Annotated in this window: 16 protein-coding genes; 4 read left to right on the forward strand and 12 right to left on the reverse strand. The window is 53.1% G+C overall.

Features of this window, described 5'->3' with window-relative positions; all coding sequences use genetic code 11:
* Nucleotides 1-13 precede the first annotated feature (13 nt).
* The gene (dinB, locus tag ACMAZB_RS03180) at nucleotides 14-1,093 is read right to left on the reverse strand and encodes a DNA polymerase IV (RefSeq protein WP_435219375.1); all 1,080 of its coding nucleotides are present in this window, start codon (nucleotides 1,091-1,093) and stop codon (nucleotides 14-16) included.
* Between the two features lie 145 nt (nucleotides 1,094-1,238).
* On the opposite strand from dinB, the gene ACMAZB_RS03185 reads away from it, so the two are divergent.
* The gene (locus ACMAZB_RS03185) at nucleotides 1,239-1,961 is read left to right on the forward strand and encodes an OmpA family protein (protein ID WP_435214389.1); all 723 of its coding nucleotides are present in this window, start codon (nucleotides 1,239-1,241) and stop codon (nucleotides 1,959-1,961) included.
* On the opposite strand, the gene ACMAZB_RS03190 is transcribed toward ACMAZB_RS03185, so the two are convergent.
* Nucleotides 1,948-2,562 (reverse strand): DUF938 domain-containing protein, encoded by a 615-nt coding sequence (locus ACMAZB_RS03190; protein WP_435214391.1) that lies wholly within the window; start codon nucleotides 2,560-2,562, stop codon nucleotides 1,948-1,950. The genes ACMAZB_RS03185 and ACMAZB_RS03190 overlap by 14 nt on opposite strands.
* A gap of 106 nt (nucleotides 2,563-2,668) precedes the next feature.
* Between ACMAZB_RS03190 and ACMAZB_RS03195 the strand changes: the two genes are divergently transcribed.
* Nucleotides 2,669-3,844 (forward strand): saccharopine dehydrogenase family protein, encoded by a 1,176-nt coding sequence (locus tag ACMAZB_RS03195; protein ID WP_435219376.1) that lies wholly within the window; start codon nucleotides 2,669-2,671, stop codon nucleotides 3,842-3,844.
* Nucleotides 3,841-4,224 carry a hypothetical protein gene (locus ACMAZB_RS03200; protein ID WP_435219377.1) on the forward strand — a complete coding sequence of 128 codons (384 nt, stop codon included), beginning with the start codon at nucleotides 3,841-3,843 and terminating at the stop codon, nucleotides 4,222-4,224. Before ACMAZB_RS03195 ends, ACMAZB_RS03200 begins: the two co-directional genes overlap by 4 nt.
* Nucleotides 4,225-4,257: 33 nt before the next feature.
* On the opposite strand, the gene ACMAZB_RS03205 is transcribed toward ACMAZB_RS03200, so the two are convergent.
* From ACMAZB_RS03205 to ACMAZB_RS03220, 4 genes are read right to left on the reverse strand one after another with little or no spacing between them, the layout of a single operon-like run.
* Nucleotides 4,258-4,926, reverse strand: a complete 669-nt coding sequence (locus ACMAZB_RS03205) for a phosphoadenosine phosphosulfate reductase family protein (protein ID WP_435214396.1) — start codon at nucleotides 4,924-4,926, stop codon at nucleotides 4,258-4,260.
* Nucleotides 4,927-4,935: 9 nt separating this feature from the next.
* Nucleotides 4,936-6,342: a siroheme synthase CysG gene (gene cysG, locus ACMAZB_RS03210; RefSeq protein ID WP_435219378.1), complete on the reverse strand. Its 1,407-nt coding sequence runs from the start codon at nucleotides 6,340-6,342 to the stop codon at nucleotides 4,936-4,938.
* A complete protein-coding gene (locus ACMAZB_RS03215; protein WP_435219379.1) occupies nucleotides 6,339-6,704 on the reverse strand; it encodes a DUF934 domain-containing protein in 366 nt (121 codons plus the stop codon). Before ACMAZB_RS03215 ends, cysG begins: the two co-directional genes overlap by 4 nt.
* A complete protein-coding gene (locus tag ACMAZB_RS03220; protein WP_435219380.1) occupies nucleotides 6,691-8,325 on the reverse strand; it encodes a nitrite/sulfite reductase in 1,635 nt (544 codons plus the stop codon). Before ACMAZB_RS03220 ends, ACMAZB_RS03215 begins: the two co-directional genes overlap by 14 nt.
* A 510-nt stretch (nucleotides 8,326-8,835) precedes the next feature.
* Here ACMAZB_RS03220 and ACMAZB_RS03225 point away from each other — a divergent pair.
* Nucleotides 8,836-10,764, forward strand: coding sequence for a beta-ketoacyl synthase (locus ACMAZB_RS03225; protein WP_435219381.1), 1,929 nt, complete (start codon nucleotides 8,836-8,838; stop codon nucleotides 10,762-10,764).
* Nucleotides 10,765-11,114: 350 nt separating this feature from the next.
* Here ACMAZB_RS03225 and ACMAZB_RS03230 read toward each other — a convergent pair whose 3' ends face one another.
* The 6 genes from ACMAZB_RS03230 to ACMAZB_RS03255 all read right to left on the reverse strand — a co-directional run bounded on the left by ACMAZB_RS03230 (nucleotide 11,115) and on the right by ACMAZB_RS03255 (nucleotide 18,404).
* The gene (locus ACMAZB_RS03230) at nucleotides 11,115-12,776 is read right to left on the reverse strand and encodes an amidohydrolase family protein (RefSeq protein ID WP_435219382.1); all 1,662 of its coding nucleotides are present in this window, start codon (nucleotides 12,774-12,776) and stop codon (nucleotides 11,115-11,117) included.
* A gap of 249 nt (nucleotides 12,777-13,025) precedes the next feature.
* Nucleotides 13,026-13,649 (reverse strand): hypothetical protein, encoded by a 624-nt coding sequence (locus ACMAZB_RS03235; protein ID WP_435219383.1) that lies wholly within the window; start codon nucleotides 13,647-13,649, stop codon nucleotides 13,026-13,028.
* A 138-nt stretch (nucleotides 13,650-13,787) separates the two neighbouring features.
* Complete coding sequence (locus tag ACMAZB_RS03240; protein ID WP_435219384.1) at nucleotides 13,788-14,690, reverse strand: sterol desaturase family protein; 903 nt, start codon at nucleotides 14,688-14,690, stop codon at nucleotides 13,788-13,790.
* A gap of 76 nt (nucleotides 14,691-14,766) precedes the next feature.
* Nucleotides 14,767-16,062, reverse strand: a complete 1,296-nt coding sequence (locus tag ACMAZB_RS03245; RefSeq protein WP_435219385.1) for a hypothetical protein — start codon at nucleotides 16,060-16,062, stop codon at nucleotides 14,767-14,769.
* On the reverse strand, nucleotides 16,059-16,640 hold the full coding sequence (locus ACMAZB_RS03250; protein WP_435219386.1) for a tRNA-(ms[2]io[6]A)-hydroxylase: 582 nt from the start codon (nucleotides 16,638-16,640) through the stop codon (nucleotides 16,059-16,061). Before ACMAZB_RS03250 ends, ACMAZB_RS03245 begins: the two co-directional genes overlap by 4 nt.
* 69 nt (nucleotides 16,641-16,709) lie before the next feature.
* Nucleotides 16,710-18,404 (reverse strand): N-acyl-D-amino-acid deacylase family protein, encoded by a 1,695-nt coding sequence (locus tag ACMAZB_RS03255; RefSeq protein ID WP_435219387.1) that lies wholly within the window; start codon nucleotides 18,402-18,404, stop codon nucleotides 16,710-16,712.
* Nucleotides 18,405-18,578: the final 174 nt, after the last annotated feature.

Raw genomic sequence — 18,578 nt, forward strand, 5'->3', positions numbered from 1 at the left:
TGGCCTGAGGAGCTCAGTGATCGTGATGTTTCATCCGCAGAGGCAGCTGTTCGAAGTGTTCAGGAAAGTCAGGACTGAGGCGCACGCCAAGACCTAACAGGCGCACCGGTAGATCGCGTCTTACAAGGCCATCTGTTAGCAGCTCTTGATAGTCAGTCAGTGTGGCAGCAGTGCCCACGCGCTCGACGGTTGTGGTTGAGAAATCACTAAACTTTATTTTCACGTAGGCTTTTTGAATCCTTGGCGCCAGCTTACTTTTCTCGATTCGGCCGCTGAGCTCCTCGAGTAGGCCTGGCAGTTTGTCGTAACAAGGCTGCCCGTTCGGCAGGTCGTGCGTGTAAGTGTGCTCCACACTTATAGACTTACGAATTCTGCTAGTGTTTATCGGTCGACTATCCCGCCCATGGGCGCGCTCCATCAACGTTTGGGCGAAACTACCGAAACGTCGTTTTAGCACTCTGGCTTCGGCTCTGCGAAGATCAGTGCACTTGTGAAAGCCCATTCGATTGAGCTTTTCCGCGGTAACTGGACCAACTCCAGGAATTGCCCGCACTTCTAGAGCTGCTGTGAACGCATCAACTTCATCCGGCGTGACTACCTTTTGGCCATCGGGTTTATTCCAATCTGAGGCGACTTTGGCCAAAAATTTATTAATCGAAACCCCGGCAGAGACGGTGATTTTGATTTCATTTTTTATTTGTTCTCTTATCGCTTCGGCGATCCGCGATGCTGAGCCGTCAAACAAGGTGCTGTCGGTAACATCGAGATAGGCCTCATCCAGCGATAAAGGTTCTATGAGATCGGTGAACTGCTCAAAGATTTCATGCATTTGTACTGATACTTCGCGATATTTTGGAATATTTACCGGGGCCACAATCAAATCTGGGCACAGGCGATATGCCTGCGACGTGGGCATCGCTGAACGAATGCCAAATTCTCTGGCGGGGTAATTACAGGTTGTGAGTACTCCTCGGCCCTCAGCGCTCCCCCCTACGGCAAAGGGGCGGTTGGTTAGGCTGGGATCGTCCCGCATTTCAATGGCGGCGTAGAAACAATCGGCATCGATGTGAATGATTTTTCGCAAGGTGCTCACTTCGTTGTGTTTTTGTGGCTTGCCATATTTGAGCAGAATTGGGCCCAGCTTAACCAGATTGCGCCACGGCTGGCACCTTCTGAGGGGTATAAATTGTGGAAGTGATCAAGGTGATTACATCAGTTTTAACTATCAGGAGCTCGTTATGAAAAACTATTTGGCCGCAACATCTGCTTTCACACTCTCAACGCTACTCGCCGCCCAACCGGCTGCCGCCCTCGAAACTGCCACAAAACAAGACCTCACTGCCCTGACCACCCTTGTGGTCGCTACGGCGGCGGCGGGGCCGGTCGGTTTTGTATTGGGGGGTATTGGCGCCGATTGGATGGTCAATCAGGTTGCCGCAGCAGACCAGCTCGAGACCACAGCCCAGACCCTCGCAGATACTGAAGCTGACTTGGCTTTGGCCTACACCGAGCTGAACAAAGTCAACGCTGACTTAGAAGTTGTGCAGCATGAGCAAGAACGCTTTGCGAAGCTAGCTCTTGAGCAGCTCCAGTTGGAAATGCTGTTTAAAACCAATGACAGCCGTTTAACCGCGGGGGGCAAAGATCGGCTTGCCCTGTTAGCCACTTTCTTGAATCGTAACGAGGGGCTTAGTGTGCGGATTGAGGGCTATGCTGACCCCCGAGGCGACTCAGCAAGCAACATGGCTCTGTCTCTAGCGCGGGCAGAGAGGGTGGCACAGCAGCTGCGTGATGCAGGTGTCGCCACGAATCGGATGACGGTGTCGGCCCATGGAGAGAGCCAGGCCCTTGCGGATGACGGTGATACCGACGCCTATGCGTTAGAGCGGCGAGTGCACATAGCGCTCGATCAGGGCGCTGGCCATCGCCAAGTGGCAGAAGTCACACTCAATGGCGCTTAAAAACAACTGACAGGTTGTTGGCGGGCATGGGGATGACCTCGATTAACTCTAGCTGTCGCTCTGCGGCAGTTAGCGTGACTTCCTCAAGATCTCGGATACCCCATTCGAGATTTCGCCGTTTTAGACTGTGATCGAAGTCCGCGTTTGATGGGGAGGTATGTTCGCCCTTTTGCTTAAAGGGTCCGTACAGATACAAAACACCACAGGGTGGAAGGATGCGTTGGGCGCCGTCGAGGAGCGCCTCACAGCATCGCCAGGGCGCAATGTGAATCATATTAATGGCGACCATAGCGCTGATTGCTGGCGTCATAGCTTGGGTCTCTACCGGCCATGGTTGTTCTAAAACATCCAGCAAAAGGGGGGCTCGCAGGTTGGTACTGGGTTCTGCGTTAGACCAGTCATTAATCATGTTGAGGCTGTCACGATAGCAGTCACTGGGTTGCCAAACCCGGGGGCTGAGTTTGGGTGCTGCATAAACAGCGTGTTGCCCAGTGCCACTCGCAACCTCCAGAACCATCCCGGTGTCGGGGAGGGTCCTCTCAAGCACGTCTACAATAAACTGCCGGTTCCGCTCGGCGGCAGGGGATGCCTTAAGGGTCATAGAGCACACTCCGGGGGTTGTACCTTGCTTCGCATCCCCGCATTATCTAGCGCCGGCCTGTACCTCGTACAGGGCTATTGATTTTTTTACTGGAGCAAGTTTGGCTATGAATGCAGAAAGACAGTATGACGTTGTGGTTTTTGGTGCGTCAGGATACACGGGCCGTTTGGTCGCGGAATATCTGAATGAACAGTACCCCAATGCCGATTTTAGTTGGGCCATGGCGGGCCGCTCCATTGAAAAATTAACCGCAGTACGCGGTGAAATGGGCATTTCTGAGGCCATTCCACTCATTGCTGTCGACAGTGACGACCTAGCTTCCCTAGAGGCCATGGTCAAGTCGGCAGGTGTTGTGATCACCACCGTTGGGCCATATCAGTTGTATGGAGAGGAGCTGGTCAAGCAGTGCGCAACACACGGCACAGATTATGTGGATCTCAGTGGTGAACCTGCTTGGATGCACCACACCATTGCGACTTACAACACGGTTGCAAAGGCCTCTGGAGCTCGCATCGTGCACTCCTGCGGCTTCGATTCAATTCCTTTTGATCTTGGGGTATTTCATCTTCAAGAACACGCTAAGGCGGTCACGGGCAGTACCGTGAGCCGGGTTAAGGGTCGTGTTCGCGCAATGAATGGCAGCTTCTCGGGAGGCACAATTGCCTCGCTACGAGCAACGATGACAGCAGCGGCGGCACAGCCTGAAATTATCGCAACCTTGATGAACCCCTTTGCGCTGACCGAGGGTTTTTCGGGTCCAGCCCAGCCCGATGGTGATCAGCCTCAGTATGAGGAGGAGCTGAAGAGTTGGTCTGCGCCTTTTATTATGGCGGCGATTAACACCAAGAACATTCATCGCTCTAACTTTCTGATGGGGCATCCCTATGGCGAAGATTTTGCTTACGACGAGATGATGCTCACCGGTGATGGTGATGAGGGCAAGGCCACGGCAGATTTTGTCGCTAAAGATAAGACGTTAGCTGAGAGCCCATTAAAACCTGGTGAAGGACCCTCCGCGGAAGAGCGTAAAGCCGGTAATTACGAGGCTATTTTTGTGGCGCAGGGAACCGGCGGCGAGATGTTAATTACCTCGGTGGCAGGCGATCGCGATCCGGGCTACGGGTCCACCTCAAAAATGCTGGCAGAGGCGGCTCTGTGCCTGCTGAACAACCCTGAATTGGGGGAGGGTGGGGTCACGACGCCAGCTGCGGCTATGGGGCAACTTCTGATTGACCGTTTGCAAGCAAATGCAGGCATTACGTTTAAAATCGAGTCGCCATGACAGGAGGTGCCAGTGCAGTACGGGGTTGTTTGCGCGCCTGCTCACTGGCACTCGTCACGATGGCGGTGGCGTTGCCCGCCGCCAGTGACACCCTAGCAGCCCGCTGCGAGCTATATCCTCAAGGCGAGTCTCAGGCGTCTAAAACGCTGCCCTGCCAGTTCTCTCAGCGACAGGGCTATGTGTCGATTACGCGCAGCGATGGCATTGCTTATCATCTCAGTCCACAGGCGGACTCGGTAGGCAATTACCTCGATCAAGACGGGCAGCCGGTGTACCGACGCTCAGGGCTAGGTTCTGACGGGTTAATATTCCAAATGCCTGAACTCAGCGTTTATGTTTACTGGGACGTGGCTAAAAAGCCTGATCCCGCGATCAGGTGAGCAATGGTCCCCGAAGAGCTTTTGTCTGGGTGATTAGGAATCGCTGCGACGGGTATGGAGCCCGCACTCAAGGTGGGGGGCAGCTTTAGTGGGGTCGACGCTGGCAGGACCCGTGGGTAGTTTGTACTGAGCAAGATACGCGTCGATATCGGCTTCGGTGCTGTGTAGGAAAGGCGCCAGTTTTAAGATTCCCCGATCATCCCAGCTTGCCGGACGCAACTGAGCCCGAAAGCTTGTTTCTTCAGCACGAATTCCGGTCAACCAAATATGCGGTTTGATCACGCTCATGGCCCTTTCAAAGGGTTCAATTTTTACCAGGTGGGCCAGCTTTGCACGCTGCTCCTCGCTCAAGTCTTCAGTGTCTGCAGCGCCAATGGCACGCAAGCAGCGCGGAGGTGTCAATGTCGGCCGGTAGGTCACCAGATTTAGGTCGAGCTGCGCGACAAGCTGGCGACTGAATTCACGTGTGTTGGCAGGGGCAAACCCAGAGTCAATCCAAAGGATCGGGAGTGAAGGGCCGAGCTTGCTCGCCAGGTGCAGCATTGCTGCAGATTGGGGGCCAAAACTGGTGCTTGTGATCACCCGAAGGTTCTGCGCCAATGCCCATCGCACAATGGTTTCGGGCGAGGCTCCCTCAAGCGTATCGTTTAAGGCGTTTAAGTCCCAGGCGACACTTTTTCTCGCAAATACAGCGCTGCTCATATCAATATCCTAGGCGCTTTGCAGCCAGTACAGAGGATCGGTGTGCTGGCTTTTCAATACGTCGCCGCCGGCCTTGGGCGCAAGTTCTTGGGCGAGCCGAGTGACCTCACCAATGATCACCAGAACGGGCCCTTCTCCCAAACAAAGTTCAGCCGCGGCCTCGTCAACACGATCCAGCTGACCATGCACGACCCTCTGTCGCGGCGTCGTTGCATTTTGAATCAGGGCAAAGGGTGTTTCTGCTTTGAGCCCCGATTCCTGCAGGCGCTGTGCTATTGCTTGGAGGTGAGTGAAGCCCATATAGATCACCAGTGTTTCTTGCTCCTGCGCGAGTGCCTGCCAGTCAGTGTCGGCTTGTTGTAATGCAAGGTGACCCGTGATGTACCTTACCGACCGTGCAACACGGCGATGAGTTAAGGGTATGCCTGTGGCAGCAGCGGTGGCACTGGCGGTTGTTATGCCGGGTACGACCTCAACAGGGATACCAGCCTGTACCAAGGCAAGTGCTTCTTCACCGCCTCGGCCGAACAAATAGGGATCGCCGCCTTTAAGTCGGCAAACGGTGAGGCCTTGCTCCCCAAGCTCAACCAAGCGCGCATTAATACTGTCTTGCGGTGTTGGGCAGTGGCCTCGGCGTTTCCCAACATCCTCCATTTGAGCATCTCTTCGGGCTAGGCTTAAGACTTCTGGACTGACCAGCTTGTCGTAAAGAACAACATCGGCCTCTTGCAGTCGTTGCAGTCCCTTAAGGGTCAATAGCGATGCATCTCCGGGGCCCGCGCCTACTAATGTTACGCGCCCTTGCGGAGAGTGATCTGCGTCTAAGGCCGTGGTGAGTATGCTGTCCGCAAGGTCGGGCTCGTTGTTAAGAGCGGCCTGACCTGCAGGTCCACTGAGATGCCGTTCCCAGAACTGTCTACGGGTACTTACTGTGTCGAGTATCTGACGCACGCGTAGCTGCCATCGATCGGCAAACTCAGCTAATCGCTCAAGCCCCTGTGGCAGGGCCTGTTCTAATCGGGTTCGCACAAACCGGGCCAAGACAGGCGAGCTACCGCCAGTACCAATGCCGATCTGGATGCGGCCTCGAGACACAATGGCGGGTATAAAGCCTTGCGAAAGCTGCGGTGCATCGACAACATTGATGAGCAATCTTTCCGAATCAAGCCATGGCATTAAGGCCTCAGTCCAAGCGTTGACCTCCGCGATTACGACCAAAACATAGCGAGTCTTTGGGTCACGGTTGCACTGCTCTACGCGAGCACGTTCCACTTCGCTGGGAGTAGTGTGCCAGTGGGTGATGTCGGCATCGCGTTCCTGCAGCAGTCGCGCTTTAGCCTCAGCGGCCTCGCCAGTGCCTATGAGCAAAACCGGTCGCGAGGAAATCTGTAATTGGAAGGGAAGTGGGGCGTTCATGCGCTTTTCTTCAACGGTTGACTGGACCGAGCTACGGGCTGGTAGTGATGTGGAAAGGGTGCAAGATGATGAGGCTGGAGTTGCTGCCACTCATCATCAGTTAATTCGAGCACATCGAAACCCGAGCGGAATCCATAAGCCAAACGATCCAGCCCTACGGGGCCGACGCCAATAAGAGTGCCGGAGTAGCCCTCGGCGCGAAGCAGGGCCGCCGCCGAAAAGGCCTTGCCATCTACTGGAGTGTCAAAGGCAAAGGCAATCATCACGACATCGCCGACAGCCGCCATGTCGCTCTGCGTTGGATCTAGAGCCTCAGGGGGACTTATGGCGGTCACCGTACCCTGTGAGTTAATGAGTGGCATAACTGACTTCCTTGAGGTAGTCGACACCGATTCGATCGACAAAGCCAACGAAATATTCGCCGGGCTGACGTTCTGAAACGTAGGTGTCGACGAGTCTTTTAATGAGCGGCAGTACGTCGTCGTGGGGCACGGCGGGCCCTAGCCGTTTACCCAGCGCAGCGCCCTGCTGATCGCGTCCACCTAAGGTGATTTGATACCAAGGCTGTCCTTTTTTCTCGACGCCTAAAATACCAATGTGCGCAATGTGATGATGACCGCAGGCGTTCATGCAGCCAGAAATTTTGACCTCTAGTGGCCCGATATCGACCTGTTCATCGAGATCATCAAAGGTTTCATGAAGGGCCTCAGCTAAGGACAGTGAGGGGGCATTGGCTAGGCTGCAAAAGTCTAGGCCGGGGCAGGCAATGCTGTCAGAGATAAGGCCCAAGTTGGGGTGCGCTAAATCATGTGCACTGAGGGTCTGCAGCAATTCCTTGAGATCGCTCTCGGCCACATGGGGCAATATCAAATTTTGATCGTGGGTCGTGCGTATTTCCGATTGGCTGAAACGATCTGCCAAGTCAGCAATGACGTCCATTTGCAGTGCGGTAACGTCACCGGGCGCAGTGCCAGGGCGTTTTAATGAAATAAACACCGAGCGGTAGCCCATAATGCGATGGGGCTTAGTGTTTTGCCGATACCAGCGCTGGAAATCTGGTGAGCCTTGATGTCCCTCAGCGGGTTGCGGCTTGAGGTGACAAGCGAAACTGCCCTTCAACTCTTCAAGTGTTTCGGGGCTGATTTTTAAATCGCTATCATGATCAGTGAGATAGCGGTGAGTTACGGCTTCACGAAAGGCCTCCACCCCCATGGCGTTCACCAAAATTTTAATCCGAGCCTTGTACTTGTTGTCACGCCTGCCTGCGAGGTTGTAGACACGCAGCACCGCTGTGAGCCAGTTTCTCAACTCGTCTAGTGGCAGGTCTGCTAGCAGGCGATGCCCTAAAAGCGGCGTCCGCCCCAGACCGCCGCCAACCCAGAGGTCAAAAGCGAGTCCGTGGATCACATGCTTTTTGATGCGAATGCCAACGTCATGGACCTCGATAGCCGCGCGATCTTCCTCAGTGGCTACCACTGCAATTTTGAATTTTCGAGGTAAATACGCGAATTCCGGATGAAAGGTCGACCACTGGCGAATGAGCTCACACACCACTCGAGGGTCGATGGCCTCATTTGGCACCGTTCCGGCCAAGGGGTCGGTGGTGGTGTTTCTAACACAGGCTCCACTGGTTTGAATGGCATGCATTTGAACCGTCGCGAGCTCTCCCAAAACCGCGGGCACCTGCTCCAGTGCTAACCAGTTGAACTGAATATTTTGCCGAGTTGTGAAGTGGCCATAGCCACGGTCGTATTGACGTGCAATGTGCGCTAGGTGGCGCAACTGATAGCCTGCCAATGTGCCGTAGGGAATGGCGACTCGGAGCATGGGCGCATGCCGCTGGATATATAGGCCATTCTGTAGACGCAGAGGCATAAATTGCTCCTCCGGCAATGTGCCCGCTAAATAGCGCGTCATCTGCTCGGAAAACTGGCTTACTCGAGCGTCTACAATAGCTTGATCGATGGGGGTATATTTATACATGGCGCAATAGGTCGCTTCTTTAATGGTGCGACTCTACGCAAACCCGCTTACCGTTAAAAAGAATATAAAATCATTCCTATATTCCTTATTGTTTTAAGCACCTCCCTCAATCCCGTTCAAAAATAGGGCTGACCCCTTGTAACAGTCGACCCGGAACAGTGGGAGCGGCCGCGGTAGCCGGATTCATGGATTCTATCGATCCTTTTCATAGAATTTTTAGTGGTTCACCGTGTTTAGGGGATGACTCTGGATCGCTGTCTTTACTCATTGCGGGAGGTCATTTTTCTATTGCCTGCGGTGATAAAAAGATTCCTCTAAAAACCTCGAGAGTGCAGTGACAACAGGGGTTGCGATGGTCGGCTGGCGAGTTTTTCGGCCGTTGCCAGCAGCATTTTTTAGCGTGATTGGCGCGGGTCAATTTATTGCGAGTAAATCTAGATTGGCATGTGCTGAGAGAACAGCGATAAAATCGCCGGATTAACAGCAATCCATGCAGTGGGAGATTAGCCGATGCGTTTGCCAGTCATTGTCAGTATGGGCGGGGTAAATGCCGCGGGCAGGACCTCGGGGTTTCAGAGTTTCCGTCGTATGGTGATTGATCTAATGTCAGAGGCAGAACAGCAGCAAACACTAGTTGCTTTGGCGGTCATGATGAATTTGGTCAAACCTGAGGGCGAAACCAGCTTCCTTCCAACAGAGGACGAGAGATCAGAGGGTGCCCTGACGGCGTCTCAGGTAGCCCAACGCTATCGAGAGCAAGTGTTGAACGGAACGCTGGTACGGCGGGTCGAAGCCACTGTTTTTGACGTTGACGCGTTGCACTGGCAGTCCCCGGCGTCTTTGCGCAGTGCGTCAGGAGAAGCCACTGAATCCTTGAAGTTCGTACTGGCGACGGATCAGCTTCCTACCGAGCTGCCTGAGGGTTGGACTGTAGAGCCCTTCCATGACGGACAAGTGCAGGTCACCGTCACTGGGAACCTTGAGGTCAAATTAGATAATTTTCGGGATTTTCCGGTGAAAGCCGCGGGGCAGTTACCCAGTGGGTTTGAAATAGCCGACCTTTACAATTCGCGCTTTCAGCCCCGTGGTTTACAAATGGCGCTATTCGGAGCGACCGATGCTTTGCGGGCTTTGGGTATCGAGTGGAATACCGTTCTTGAACATATTGAGCCAGATGAGGTGGGGGTTTACTCCAGTAGTGGGTTTGGTCAGATGGGTAAAGAAGCCTACGGAGGCATGCACCAGGCGCGCATGAAAGGAGAGCGGGTTACCACTAAGGCCTTGGTAATGGGTGTAAATTCCATGCCGACAGATTTTATTAATGCCTATGTGCTAGCAAACGTGGGCATCGCCAGTAGTTCGGTCGCAGCTTGCGCAACGTTTTTATCCAATTTACGCCATGCCGTGTCCGACCTAAAAGCCGGGAAAGTTCGAGTGGCGATGGTAGGCAATAGCGAAGCACCTATTGGCCCAGAGCTCATGGATGGCTTTGGAACCATGGGAGCACTCGCAACCGATGCCAACATGATGAAGCTGTACGGCACTGATGAGGTAGACCATCGTCGAGCAAGTCGCCCCTTTGGAGACAATTGTGGCTTCACGATTGGCGAGTCATGCCAATACTTCATTTTGATGGATGATGCCTTAGCCGTTGAACTAGGAGCGCCTTGTTTAGGATCGGTGACAGACGTTTTTGTCGACGCCGACGGCACAAAAAAATCGATCAGTGCTCCCGGACCGGGTAACCATATCAGCATGGCAAAGGCCGTTGCAGCGGCGTCCGCGGTCGTTGGCAAAGCTGGAGTTCAGGATAAAAGCTTTGTTTTGGCCCATGGATCAAGTACCCCTCAAAATCGCGTATCTGAGTCGCAGATTTTCGACCAAGTTGCTGAGGCCTTCGATATCAAGGAATGGCCTGTTGTCGCTGTAAAGGCCTACTTGGGTCACACCATTGCCCCGGCAAGTGCGGATCAACTCGCGACGGCTTTGGGCAGTTTCAAATACGGCATCTTGCCGGGTATCCCGACGATCGACGCGATTGCCGATGACGTTCATCAGGAGCGCTTGAAAATGGGTCCCGATCATCAAACAACAACCCCCGATAATTTGGAAGTGGCGATCCTCAACTCGAAGGGGTTCGGTGGCAATAATGCATCGGCGGTCGTATTGTCCCCTAGCCGGACCGAGGCCATGCTGAGCAAGCGTTACGGTGAGGCGGCCATGACTGCCTACACGAAAAAGCGCGAGTCGAGTTTAAAGGCATCGGAAAGTTATCTCCGAGCCGCCGATCTGGGTGAGTACGCACCCATTTACCGGTTTGGTGAGGATATGATCGATGAAGCAAATATTGATATCAGCGAAACCTGCATTTCCATAAAAGGTTTCGCCAACAGCATTTCCTTGCCTACAGATAATCCCTATCAGGATATGACGGACTGAGCCTGTGACTAGAGCAGGTCTAAAGGCAGGTGTGGCGATAATCGCCTAAAACGTCTTTCGGTCGCTTTAGGCCATGAGCCCTTCAAGGGTCTCTTGTGGCCTTGCCCGTAAGGCCTATTTAATAAACCAGCCGCTTGATTATGCGTTCAGTAATTGCTGTGGGGCTGGGCTGGGCTGGGATGGCATTGCATTGGTCACAACCTGCCAGGCGCGATTAGCTCGCCTAGGAGCTGCTTGAAGCCTGACTCGGATCGCAGTTGACTTTGTTGTCGGTCGAGGCCCTGCAATGATTGAATCTTTGGCGCCGTAGACGTCTATGCAGTGCACTTTATTGGATGGCTGCAATGTTTCTACTGCTCGACAGACATCGGAATTTTTGGGTCAAGTCCCGCTTCTAATTTCTGCGCTCGCACCATGGCGCGAACATCGGCTAGAAGGGCACGGGCGTCGTAAACAATGCCATCCTTAATGGTCCATCGAACGCCACCAACACGTTCGACCCTCTGATTTTTCTCGTTCAATTTGGGTACGCCAGTGCCGTAAAGTGACTTCAAATTATGCAGCGGGTTTTCATCGACAATGATGAGGTCTGCCTTCTTCCCTACTTGCACCGTGCCGAGTTCGCTCTCTTGCCCTAAGACCTGAGCGCCTATTTTGGTGGCAGCACGAATTACCTCGAGCGGGTGGAAACCGGCCTCTTGTAAAAGTTCTAGTTCCTGTATGTAACCAAAGCCATAAAGGCTATAGATATAGCCGGTATCGCTACCGACGACGACTTTACCTCCGCGATTCTTGTACTCGTTTACGAATTGCATCCACAGCTGATAGTTGTGTTTCCACTCGATCTCGTCCTGAGTTGTCCAATTAAAAAAGAATGAGCCGTGTTTCTCGCGACTGGCACGGTAGAAATCCCATAGTGCGGGGGCAGTATATTCGTAGTGCCACTCGGCGGTGTACGCACGCATAAGATCTCGGCTGGCTAGATAGATGGTGAACGTGGGGCTTAAACAAAAATCCCGTTCGAGCAACGTTGCCATGACTTCATTCCAGCGCTCGGTTCCTGGTCCTGCGGCCTGCTTCCATAGACGTCCGGCTTGCGCAAAGCGCTGCTGTTCGTTGCTGTAGATGTAGTCAGAGGGATAGTCTTGTATGACTTTGTCAGTAAACAGCGCCTCAGGCAGTCCGTACCAGTGTTCCATGCAATCCAGACCGTGGCTTGAGGTGTCCAGCACATTGGCGTGGGCTACGTTTAACTGAGCGTGATGCATGGTCGTGCCCAGACCCTGTTGCTCAGCCTCGTCTAACGCTGCCCACAAAATATCTTCCGGTGCTCCCATAAATTTAATGCCGTCGGCGCCTATGCGCTTTAAGTAGCGGACTCTTTTTCTGGCATCCTCGGCAGAGCTTATGGCCGGTAATTTTTCGTCGCCATCTGCAGGCATGGCGAAGTAGGGAAAAGCGGTAATGCGAGGCGCGGTAATGGCGTTTTTTTCGCTTAGTGCTTTTAAGGCTAAAAGCCGGCTTTCACCGTCGGAACCAAACACCTCTCGTGTGCTGGTAACGCCATGGCCCAACCAAAGCTTAAAGATGTAGTCAGCAGAAACTTTTTGACGTTTATCGGGTGCATGAATATGCGTGTGGGAGTCAACGAAGCCTGGTAGCAAGTATTTGCCATGGGCATCGATTTCCCGGGTCTTCAAGTTAGCCCCATCGAGCAGTGGCGGTCGGCCCTCAGGGTCGATGGCAATGCCGGGAGTGCCGACTGTTGTGACCTGAGTGATACGATTTTCTTCCACAACGACATCCACGGGCCCGGTTGCAGGCGCGCCGGTGCCGTCGATTAAATAAGCGCCTCGAATGATGAGTTGATCGTACTGTCCCTGACCTTCTCCTCGGGGTGGAACGCCGTCCTTGATGTTCGCAAACAGTCGATCTGTCTCCGTTGCAGTGCCGGCAGCTGAGAACAGCAGCGGTGCTAGTGTGATAGCAAAAATCAAACACAGTCTGTTCATATTTTTTCCTTTTTATGCGCTTACAGCTTACAGCTTGCACGCTGAGAGAGGATAAAACGATCTCTTCGCTCCCTAGGGGCTTGGCCCAATCTAGCTCGCGGTAAGGCATGATTAGGCGCCATGCTGCTGGCTGTTTGAAAGTCCGTTAGACCTGATTAGCCGCTTGTACTCATAAATTGATCATCACAATAATGCCAGTAACCTGATTCGGTGGACATTCGCAAGGTGCGAGTGTTTTTTGGCAGTGTTTCAAGTGTCAGGAGTTTCTGTTTTTGCGGCGGAGTCGGGCGTTGGTAGTGTTGCTGGCTGGGGTGCCGAGTCTTCAGGGGCTAAGCAACTATCTGCCGGCGCTACGCGTAGGTTGTCAGAGGCTTCCCAGCTGGGTACGTGATCATTGAATTCGGTGTATCTGAGAGAGGCATCTCCGCTTAAGGTCAGCTGAAGCGCCCGTCGTCTGATTTCCGTTGCGCCACCGGCTGCAGAAATGCCCGGTGTATCTCTGGGTTTGAATAAAAATACATGGATGGGGGTATTCAGGGGTAACTTTTTGCTGCTGCCCTTATCAGACGCGCGAACGCCGCCTAGGAAATTTGTCGCGCCGGGAATGTCGTTATAGCTGGGGCAGCCATCAGCTGCATCAAAGAATTTAAATTTCGCATTAAATGCGCCACCTTCCAGCGAGATCTGAAGTGAGGCATCTTCTGCCGCAGCAACTGGCAGGGTCCAACTTGTCAGCAGAGCAAAGAACCACTGACCGACCATATTTTTAAAACGACTCATTGCTGTGACGTCATCATAGGGTGAACGCAAATTTTGGCATGCAGCGTTGTTGAAGTCGAATACCTTGGGCTCGAACCATAGGCGCCGGTGCACCCACGGCTCCGAGCTCTCAAGATTTACTGTGCTGCCGACTTGTTTCGTTTATCTTTAGCGCAGCTAGATCCATCGAAATTGGGACATGGTGTGCGAAGGTTATCTGCAAAGCCCCAGAGCAAGTCAATCTTCGTTGCTCTAATCTAAACCGGCCTCTTGACGCAGCGTATTAGAGCGCTTGTCGGGGCCATCATGGCTCCACCCCGGGGCTTTAAATAAATACGCGAGCTTGTCCTGCCAACGCGCTGCCCGTTTTACATCTCGCGACATATTGCCGTACTCCCCAAAGGCTACATCAAGCACCCGTTGGGAGGTTATGTTTTGGGTTAATCCATAGCGCACGGGCTCCGATACAAGCTCCTCACTAAAGGTACCCAACAGCCTGTCCCAAATAATAAGTACGGCGGCGTGGTTGCGATCAAGGTAGCGGGTGTTAGAACCATGATGCACCCGATGGTGGGAGGGTGTGTTAAAGATAAATTCATACCACTTGGGCATTCGATCAATCGCTTCGGTATGCAACCAGTATTGGTAAATGAGACTTATGCTCATCATGGTAACGATCATCACCGGATCGAAGCCCAGTAAGGCTAGAGGGCACCAAAACAAATACTTTGCAACCCGCTCCCCTACGCCCTGGCGCAGCGCTGTTCCTAAATTATAATACTGTGAGTTGTGATGCGATGAGTGTCCCGCCCACATCCAACGCACTTCATGGTTGGCTCGATGAAATAGGTAATAAGTGAGGTCATCAAGGAAAAACAGCACGATCCACCAGGGGATGGTGCGGCTTACCGTATCTTTCAACGGTGACAGGTCGTAACAGAGAAACATCAGGAAAATGCCACCGAGTTTGGGCAGTAAATCCACAAACACAGTCAACACCATGATGCGCATGGAAGCCCAAAAATCTTGGCTCTCGTAAACGGGCCTAAACTGTTTTTTACCCCACAATAATTCAACGCCCAAGGCGGCAAAGAAGGCTGGCAGGGCCAACAACACGAGATCGTCTTGCATCACGGTCATCACTCGATCGAACATAGCGCTTTCTCTATTTATTTATTGCAATTGTAATGGATTCTAAAGCCTTTTTGGCGCTTGTTGCGCCACTAAAGTATTACGCAGCCCCCTGCTGTAGTTGCCAGCCCCATTGGCTGACCATAGCGTCTCGCATTGCGCATAAAGCCTCTGTTGTCAGAGGCTGGTAGGCACTGTCTGACACTTGCAGAAGATTTTGATGGCCGCTCGTCGAATCTCGAAAACCATTGAGAAATTTAAGGGTTTTGAATCCATCAAACCAAGTATGAAGCTGACGCTCACGTTGTTGGACATTTTCGCTGTTGCTTCGTGCGTGTTTGATCGCCTTTGGTAACCCAAGTTTCAGCAATTGAGCTGTCGCTGCATCAGCAAGGGCTTCGGGGAGAAGCCGCAATAAATTTTGGTGGATCTCGGGCTCCTGACGGGTAAGCCACTGAGGGAAGCATTTAAGAACTTGCTTTAGCGCATTGAAATTATTTTGGTGGTAGAAAAAGGGCGTCAACTGCGGCTTTCCTGATGCCATTAAACGGGCGACCGCTGGGCCGGTGCCAAAAGGCACTCTGTCGGACGCGCGAGCTTGAATTAGCACAGGAGGGCCAGCGGGTCTGAAGATTTGCCCCATTTTTGCGAGTTTGTTGAGCAGGTAAAAGTCCTCTGCCCCAGCGCGTAAAGGCATGCCACGGACGGCTGCATAGCAGCGCGCATTGAAGCCACAGCTGCTACCCAATGTGTGAAAAGCATAGGGTGATGCGGAGAATTCGAGGCCCGAAATATAGTGATGTAGCCATAATTCATAAACTAATGTGGCTTGGTTGAGAGGTGCTTCGCTATCGACGACATGCTGGAACGGAAGAGCGATGCCCGCTGCGTCACTGGGCCAAGATTGGCTGAGGTAGTGTGAGGGCCACTGGGCATCGGCGTCGCAAGAATAAATCCACTCGGACTCGATATGACCCTGCCGGATAAGCCAAAGTGCCAGATCGCAGCCCACTCGCCTCGCTCTGCCTACACCCTCCGATTTTGGAGTTGCTCCCTCGATGTGCTCTAAATCTATCATGAGCAGAGTGACGGCGGGTGCGAGAGGGCACAATGTGAGCCCCGGCAGTGGTGAGCTGCTCGTGTTCTCTTTTACGTAGTGCCGTAGCAGGGCATTTGCATTGAGATCTGGATCTGTTTCAGGCCGATTCAGAACGCCAATGACCAACAGAGACTGGCCCGAGGGCGGTGTGGGGATGCGCATAAAGCAGTCAGGGTGCTCCTTGAAACAGGGCACGACCATGACGTGATTCCAGCGCTGGTTAAACCTTGGTAGTGCGGGCAGCAAAGCATACAGCGATAGGTACTTTTCGATGACAGTATCGGTGCCGCCGCTCAATGGAGTGCTGCACGAATCGGCAGCTCGCTAACCACCTGACTTTCGAAAGTCAGAATTTCCTGCCAGCGGGACTCGATAATCTCAGCAGAAAAATATTCGGAGGCGAGATCTAGGAAGAGTTCGAAGTGTCGGTCTTCAGACCGTGTTATCGAGCGGTAGAACGTTTTTAATTCACCCTCCGGAAGTGCTTCTGCAATTAAGCCAAAGCGTTCGGCGCCGCGGGCTTCGATAACGCCGGCGGTCAGCAGTCGATCTAGAAGATAAAGTTCGGAGCCTTGACGTAACAGGCTCCTAATACAATTGACGTAGGGGTCTTTTACGTCGGCACCGAGCGTCAGTCCACGAGACTGAATGATTTTTATGACTTCGCGAAAATGGACCATTTCCTCGACTGCAAGTTCTGCCATCGCGAGCACTAACTGGGGCCGGTCCGGGTAGTGGGATACCATCGACAGCGCCATGCCGGACGCCTTTTTTTCGGCAGCAGCGTGGTCTAGAAGAAAGGCATCAAAATCACTGAGTACGCAGTCGGTCCAAGCTTGTGGAGAAGGGCTTTTAAGAGGGCTGTGGTGGTCCATAGAATCTTGAAATCGCGCAAAACAACGATTGTACCCGACCTAACGTCTGGGTGGGTGCGGGGCCGGCAGTCATTGCCACCCTGTCCAGCCTGGGCCTCGGACGACACGACCGGGAGTGGCACCAGTAGGCACGCTGTTTGCAATCACCGCAATGCCGTTGATGAATACATGCTCCATACCGACGGCATATTGATGGGGTCGTTGAAACGTTGCTTGATCAATTATGGTTTCGGGATCAAACACAAGGATATCGGCAAAATAACCCTCCCGGAGAAAGCCACGGTTGCGTAACGACAGGTTGGTGGCGGGCAAACCACTGGCACGGTAAATGGCTTGCTCAAGGGTCAGTAAATTTAATTCCCGTACGTAATGTCCTAGCACTCTCGGAAAGGTGCCGTAGGTCCTAGGGTGTCGGTGGTTCAGTAGGGCATCGCCCTCAGCGGCGATGGTGACCGCGTCAGTACAAAAGCTTACCCAAGGCTGTTGGATGGCTTTTCGAACTACGTCTTCAGACTGATTAAAGTACATGGCCCCAACGCGCGTTCTATCCTCAATGACCAAATCCATGGCCGTTTCTTCGGGGCTTTGTTTTCGCATAAGCGCAACTTCTGCAAGGGTCTTCCCCGCGAGGTGTTTGAGCTTTGGATTTTGAAATTCAACCAACATCACGGTTTCTGCCCCACCGCTTGCGAGGCGGTTGTCCCAATCATCTGAGTCCTCTCTCATCTGCTGAGCCAGGGTCTGACGGGTATCTGGGTCTTGCATTCGTGCTATCCACGCGTCGATGCCGCCGGCTTTGACCCAGGCGGGCATGACGGCATCCAAACCCGTCGAGCCAGCAGGGTAGGGGTACATATCGGCGGTTATTTTGAGGCCTTCAGCGCGGGCTGCTTCAATACGTGCAAGCACTGCGTCGAAGCGGTCCCATGAGGGAGGATGCGCGATTTTAATGTGGTAAATCTCAGCGGGTATCTCGGCTTCTCTGGCAATTGTAAGCAGTTCTTCTAGGGCGCTGAAAATTTGTTTGCCCTCATTACGAAGGTGCGAGGCATAGATGCCTCCATATTCTGACGCTGCTTTCGCCAGAGCGATCAATTCTTCGGTCTCCGCAAAACTGGCGGGCGTGTAAATGAGCGATGAGGCAACGCCTACAGCACCCTCGCGCATGGCTTCTCGAACCAGCTCTTGCATGCGCTGCATTTGTTCTGGACTTGGATCAACATCGTCCTGCCCTAGTACATGTATTCGTGGTGTGGTGGCGCCTATGAAGGAGGCGACGTTTGGCGCGACACCCTTATTCTCTAAAAACTCTAAGTACTCTCCTAAGGAAGTCCACTCGGGAATCAGTCCACCCCAATATTTGGGAAATTCTTTTTTCATGGCGGGGCTCAATGGCCCCATCGAATTACCCTCACCAAAGACTTCAAGTGTGATGCCCTGGGTGATATCACTTAGGCCTCGACCATCGATGATAAGGCTGGTGACACCCCAGCCGATCATGTTGATAAAGCCCGGGCTGACGGCCTTGCCTTGGGCGTCAATCACAGTATCAGCCGTCGCGTTTTGAAGAGCGCCCAGTGCTGTAATGCGATCGTCTGTTATGCCCAGGTCTCCGACGAAAGGCGCGTTGCCCGCCCCGTCATAAATTATTCCGCCGCGAATCAGCGTATCAAAGTGAGGCGAGGTTTCTCTGCTTAGAGCATTGCAAACAGTCAGTCCAAAAAAAATAACGGTTGTGCCAAAAAGCTTTGTAAGTTGCCTCATTAATCCTGCCCTTGAGCGCGTAAGGTGGCGTTAACTTAGCATCTTGGCGCAGGGTAGGGGACATGGGATATTTCCGCCTGTCAGTGATGACAAGCAAGATAAACTGTTTTTAGATTAGCCTAATGCGGAGGTCTGAGGCAGTTTTAGATTATTCCGACACCTATGAGTCCGACT

Origin of the sequence: Luminiphilus sp. nBUS_07 (genome assembly GCF_051201685.1) — a bacterium.
GTDB lineage: Bacteria > Pseudomonadota > Gammaproteobacteria > Pseudomonadales > Halieaceae > Luminiphilus.

Bases quoted from the DNA above. Each gene is read 5' to 3' on its own strand.
- ACMAZB_RS03185 (WP_435214389.1), top strand. From the start codon at position 1,239: ATGAAAAACTATTTGGCCGCAACATCTGCTTTCACACTCTCAACGCTA.
- ACMAZB_RS03190 (WP_435214391.1), bottom strand. From the start codon at position 2,562: ATGACCCTTAAGGCATCCCCTGCCGCCGAGCGGAACCGGCAGTTTATT.
- ACMAZB_RS03195 (WP_435219376.1), top strand. From the start codon at position 2,669: ATGAATGCAGAAAGACAGTATGACGTTGTGGTTTTTGGTGCGTCAGGA.
- ACMAZB_RS03200 (WP_435219377.1), top strand. From the start codon at position 3,841: ATGACAGGAGGTGCCAGTGCAGTACGGGGTTGTTTGCGCGCCTGCTCA.
- ACMAZB_RS03205 (WP_435214396.1), bottom strand. From the start codon at position 4,926: ATGAGCAGCGCTGTATTTGCGAGAAAAAGTGTCGCCTGGGACTTAAAC.
- cysG (WP_435219378.1), bottom strand. From the start codon at position 6,342: ATGAACGCCCCACTTCCCTTCCAATTACAGATTTCCTCGCGACCGGTT.
- ACMAZB_RS03215 (WP_435219379.1), bottom strand. From the start codon at position 6,704: ATGCCACTCATTAACTCACAGGGTACGGTGACCGCCATAAGTCCCCCT.
- ACMAZB_RS03220 (WP_435219380.1), bottom strand. From the start codon at position 8,325: ATGTATAAATATACCCCCATCGATCAAGCTATTGTAGACGCTCGAGTA.
- ACMAZB_RS03225 (WP_435219381.1), top strand. From the start codon at position 8,836: ATGCGTTTGCCAGTCATTGTCAGTATGGGCGGGGTAAATGCCGCGGGC.
- ACMAZB_RS03230 (WP_435219382.1), bottom strand. From the start codon at position 12,776: ATGAACAGACTGTGTTTGATTTTTGCTATCACACTAGCACCGCTGCTG.
- ACMAZB_RS03240 (WP_435219384.1), bottom strand. From the start codon at position 14,690: ATGTTCGATCGAGTGATGACCGTGATGCAAGACGATCTCGTGTTGTTG.
- ACMAZB_RS03250 (WP_435219386.1), bottom strand. From the start codon at position 16,640: ATGGACCACCACAGCCCTCTTAAAAGCCCTTCTCCACAAGCTTGGACC.
- ACMAZB_RS03255 (WP_435219387.1), bottom strand. From the start codon at position 18,404: ATGAGGCAACTTACAAAGCTTTTTGGCACAACCGTTATTTTTTTTGGA.